Origin of the sequence: Dyadobacter sp., from assembly GCF_051859145.1 — a bacterium.
In the GTDB taxonomy this organism is placed as follows: Bacteria; Bacteroidota; Bacteroidia; order Cytophagales; family Spirosomataceae; genus Dyadobacter.
In genome coordinates this window covers 1-4,928 of the sequence record NZ_JBHYGF010000325.1, presented here as the reverse complement: position 1 = coordinate 4,928, position 4,928 = coordinate 1, and the positions used below count along the sequence as shown (strand labels likewise).

At 43.0% G+C, this 4,928-nt stretch carries 3 protein-coding genes and 1 pseudogene; all 4 read left to right on the top strand.

Annotated elements, in window-relative coordinates; all coding sequences use genetic code 11:
- Positions 1-300: pseudogene (locus ACTIE6_RS17565) on the top strand (50S ribosomal protein L1); the annotation flags it as partial.
- 1 nt (position 301) lies between these two features.
- Complete coding sequence (gene rplJ / locus ACTIE6_RS17560) at positions 302-832, top strand: 50S ribosomal protein L10 (RefSeq protein WP_439557880.1); 531 nt, start codon at positions 302-304, stop codon at positions 830-832.
- Between the two features lie 86 nt (positions 833-918).
- Entirely contained in the window at positions 919-1,305 is a 387-nt protein-coding gene (gene rplL / locus ACTIE6_RS17555) for a 50S ribosomal protein L7/L12 (protein ID WP_439557881.1), read from the top strand.
- A 307-nt stretch (positions 1,306-1,612) separates the two neighbouring features.
- Positions 1,613-4,928: DNA-directed RNA polymerase subunit beta (gene rpoB / locus ACTIE6_RS17550; protein ID WP_439557879.1), on the top strand; the 3,316-nt coding region annotated here is incomplete at its 3' end.

The following is a 4,928-nucleotide window of genomic DNA, read 5'->3' as shown; positions in this document are numbered from 1 at the left end:
CGCGGATTAATGCCAAACCCTAAATCGGGAACGGTAACCCCTGAAGTAGGCAAAGCTGTTAAAGAAGTAAAAGCAGGTAAGATTGATTTTAAAGTTGATAAAACGGGAATCATTCACACCAGCGTAGGAAAAGTTTCTTTCGGAACTGACCAGCTTGCACAGAATGCACAGGAAGTTATCAACACCTTGGTACGCCTTAAACCATCTTCGGCAAAAGGTACTTACGTGAAAAGCATTCACTTGTCTAGTACGATGAGCCCGGGTGTTGTTATTGATAAAAACACGATTCCAGGATTATAATATGACAAGGGAAGAGAAAGCAGTAATTATAGACGAGTTAAGTCAAAAATTCGCTAGCACTCCGTACTTCTATATTACAAGCGCGAGTGGAATGTCTGTTAGCGAGGTTAACCAGCTAAGAGGATTGTGCTTTGAGCGCGGTATTGAGTATCGTGTTGTTAAGAATACATTGATTAGAAAAGCGCTCGAAACATTAGATACAGATTATTCTTCATTCGACGAAGTGTTGAAAGGATTTTCTGGAGTGATGTTTCATCCGGAGTCAGGTAAAGTTCCTGCACAGCTGATAAAAGAATTCAAGAAGAAATCTGGTAGCGACAAGCTTAAATTTAAAGGAGCTTCTGTTGATACTGCGGTTTTTGTTGGCGAGAGCCAGCTTGATGTTCTGATCTCTCTCAAATCTAAACAAGAATTGATCGGAGAAGTTATCGGATTGTTGCAGTCGCCTGCTAAAAATGTTATCGGTGCTCTTTCAAGCGGCGGTAACAAATTGGCTGGTATTCTTAAAACTTTGTCTGAAAAAGAAGACTAATTAAATAGCCAGGCTTAGCTCTCCGGGTCAAGAAAATTGGAGCTTTTTAAATCATCTTATTGTATAATCAAAAAATCAAAAATAAAATGGCAGATTTGAAAGCTTTCGCAGAACAGCTTGTTAACCTAACGGTTAAAGAAGTGAACGAATTGGCTACAATTCTTAAAGATGAGTACGGTATTGAGCCTGCGGCTGCTGGTGCAGTTATGGTAGCAGGTCCTGCTGGTGGCGGTGGTTCAGATGCTCCTGCGGTGGAAGAGAAAACATCTTTTGATGTAATCTTGAAATCAGCTGGTGCAAGCAAACTTGCTGTTGTGAAATTGGTTAAAGACCTTACTGGTCTTGGACTGAAAGAAGCGAAAGAACTAGTTGACGGTGCTCCAAAACCTGTTAAAGAAGGAGTTGCGAAAGACGAAGCAGAAGCTTTGAAAAAACAACTTGAAGAAGCAGGTGCAGAAGTTGAAGTAAAATAATTTGCGCTTCAACAGCATCCAATAATTACAGGGAACAGGCCTGACAATCGTCAGGTCTTTTCCTATTTTGAGTATATACCAAACGAAAATAGTTCTTTTGACGTTTTGTATAAAGGTGGCAACATCCGGTTGCAGCCACTATTTTCTTCTCTGATAATCTGCCCGAAACACTTCTTTACTCGTAGAAAAGACAGAAAAGGGGCCATTATCTTATTCTCTACGAGGCATTAGATTAGGTTTAATCCAATATACCACGCATTCGAAATCAAGTAGCGCGGTTTTCTTCTAACCCAAATCAAACATAGCCTTGGCTACAATTAAAGCAACAACACCTAGAAAGAACTTCTCAAGGATTAATCAGATTATCGATTATCCGGATCTGCTAGGAATCCAGGTACAATCGTTCCGGGATTTTTTCAGTTTGGATACTTCGGTAGAAGATCGTTCAGGAGAAGGATTGTACAAAGTTTTCGCTGAGAACTTTCCAATTGCAGATTCACGCGACAATTTCGTTTTGGAGTTCATTGACTATCTTCTTGAACCACCAAAATACTCTGTTGACGAATCTATCGATCGCGGACTTACTTACGCAGTCCCGCTTAAAGCGAAATTGCGTTTGATCTGTAATGACGCTGATCACGAAGAATTTGAAACCATTGAACAGGAGGTTTTCTTAGGAAACATTCCTTACATGACCGAAAGAGGTTCATTTGTAATCAATGGTGCTGAGCGTGTTATCGTATCTCAGCTTCACCGTTCGCCGGGCGTGTTCTTCTCGATGAGCAAGCACACAAATGGCTCTAAACTATATTCTGCACGTATTATTCCGTTCAAAGGTTCATGGATTGAATTCTCGACTGACGTGAATAATGTGATGTATGCATACATCGACCGTAAGAAGAAATTCCCGGTAACTACCCTTTTGAGAGCGATCGGTTTTGGTTCTGATAAAGATATCCTTGACCTGTTCGGATTATCTGAGGAAATCAGCGCTACTCCTGCAAACCTTAAAAAGGCAGTAGGTCGTCGTTTGGCTGCAAGGGTTCTTCGCACCTGGACTGAGGATTTCGTGGATGAAGATACTGGTGAGGTAGTTTCTATCCAGCGTAACGAAGTTTTGCTGGAACGCGATTCTACTATTTCTGCTGATGATATCGATGTAATCACCGAGTCAGGTCAGAAATCAGTGATTCTTCACAAAGAAGATATGAACGTAGCGGATTATAACATCATTTATAATACCCTGCAAAAAGATAGCTCTAACTCTGATAAGGAGGCAGTTGAGCAAATTTACCGCCAGTTGCGTAATGCAGAAGCTCCTGACGAACAAACAGCCCGGGATGTAATTCAAAGCTTGTTCTTCAGTGACAAACGTTACGATCTTGGTGATGTTGGCCGTTACCGTATCAACAAAAAGCTAGGTTCTGACACTAGTCTTGACGTGCGCGTTCTGACAACCGGAGATATTGTTTCAATTGTGAAGTATCTGATCGGTTTGATCAATGCAAAAGCAGTTGTTGATGATATTGACCACTTGTCAAACCGTCGTGTGCGTACAGTAGGCGAGCAGCTTTATGCGCAGTTTGGTGTTGGTCTTGCGCGTATGGCGCGTACCATTAAGGAGCGTATGAATGTGCGTGATAATGAGGATTTCAAGCCTGTTGATTTGATCAATGCGCGTACATTGTCTTCTGTTATCAACTCATTCTTTGGTACCAACCAGTTGTCACAGTTTATGGATCAAACCAATCCATTGGCTGAGATTACGCACAAAAGACGTATGTCTGCCCTTGGGCCTGGTGGTCTTTCGCGTGAAAGAGCAGGTTTCGAGGTTCGTGACGTTCACTACACGCACTACGGTCGTCTTTGTACGATTGAAACGCCTGAGGGACCAAATATCGGTTTGATTTCATCTCTTTGTGTATTTGCCAAAGTAAACGGAATGGGTTTTATCGAAACCCCTTACCGTGTTATTGATGGTGGCGGAAAGCTGACGAATGATATTATATACATGACTGCCGAAGAAGAAGATTCCAAATACATTGCCCAGGCAAATGCCTCGGTCGATAAGAGCGGAAACTTTACGGTAGAAAAAATCAAGACACGTTTTGAAGGGGACTTCCCGATGGTGGATCCTTCTCAGGCATCTTATATGGACGTTGCAGCCAACCAGATTGTATCTGTTGCGGCTTCGCTTATCCCGTTCCTCGAACATGATGATGCTAACCGTGCCCTGATGGGATCGAACATGCAGCGCCAGGGTGTTCCATTATTGCGTCCACAGGCGCCAATCGTGGGAACTGGTCTGGAAAAGCGTGTGGCAATGGATTCACGAGCGTTGGTTGTTGCAGAAGGAGACGGTGTGATTGAATACGTGGATGCCAAGAAAATAGTCGTAAAATATGACAGAACGGACGACGAGCGTCTGGTTAGTTTTATTGAGGACAGTGTATCCTATGATCTGGTTAAATTCCGTCGTACCAACCAGGATACATGTCTCAACCTGCAACCGATGGTTCTGAAAGGCCAGAAGGTTTCCAAAGGGGAGGCTCTATGCCAGGGATATGGTACCGAAGGTGGTGAACTTGCTTTGGGACGTAACCTTTTGGTTGCATTCATGCCTTGGCAGGGATACAACTTTGAGGATGCGATCGTGATTTCTGAGAAGGTTGTTCGCGACGATATCTTTACCTCAATCCACATTGAAGAATTTGAGCTTGAAGTTCGTGATACCAAACGTGGTGAAGAGGAGTTGACAGCTGAAATTCCAAACGTAAGTGAGGAAACAGTTAAGAACCTGGATGAAAATGGTATCGTACAAGTTGGTACCGAAGTTAAAGAAGGAGATATCCTGATTGGTAAGATTACGCCAAAAGGAGAATCTGATCCGACTCCGGAAGAAAAACTGCTCCGCGCCATCTTTGGAGATAAAGCTGGTGATGTGAAGGATGCTTCTAAGAAAGCACCACCATCCATGAAAGGTGTGGTTATTGATACCAAACTTTTCTCCCGCCCTACCAAGGAAGAACGTGCTAAGCACAAAGATGAGCTACGTTTGTTGATGAAAAAATACGGACGTGATCTTACTGCTTTGCGCAGCCGCATTATCGATAAGTTGGTTCAGCTTACTGATGGTAAAACAACGCAAGGAGTTAAGCACAAATTTGGTGATGAGCTGATCAGCAAAGGAATGAAGTTTAACGTGAGAAATATCTCTGAAAACTTGTTCCCTGCAAACAACCCATATCGTGACGAAAGCCAGTACGCAGTTCCTGAAGAAGTAAACTTGATCGGGGACGTATTGACAGATTCATGGACTGAGGATGCTGATACTAACCGCCAAATCTCTCTTGTACTGAAAAATTACCTCAATGCAAGAAGTGAAATTATGGGCCGCTTCAAACGCGATCGTTTCGCTCTCGAAGTTGGTGACGAGTTGCCGGCAGGCATCGTGAAATTGGCGAAAGTTTATATCGCTAAGAAACGTAAGCTGAAAGTTGGTGATAAAATGGCTGGTCGCCACGGTAACAAAGGGGTAGTTGCCCGTATTGTACGTGACGAAGATATGCCATTCCTTGAAGACGGAACACCTGTTGATATCGTGTTGAACCCACTTGGGGTAC

Excerpts from the sequence above, each read along its gene's own strand:
- rplJ (WP_439557880.1), top strand. The coding sequence starts at position 302 with ATGACAAGGGAAGAGAAAGCAGTAATTATAGACGAGTTAAGTCAAAAA.
- rplL (WP_439557881.1), top strand. The coding sequence starts at position 919 with ATGGCAGATTTGAAAGCTTTCGCAGAACAGCTTGTTAACCTAACGGTT.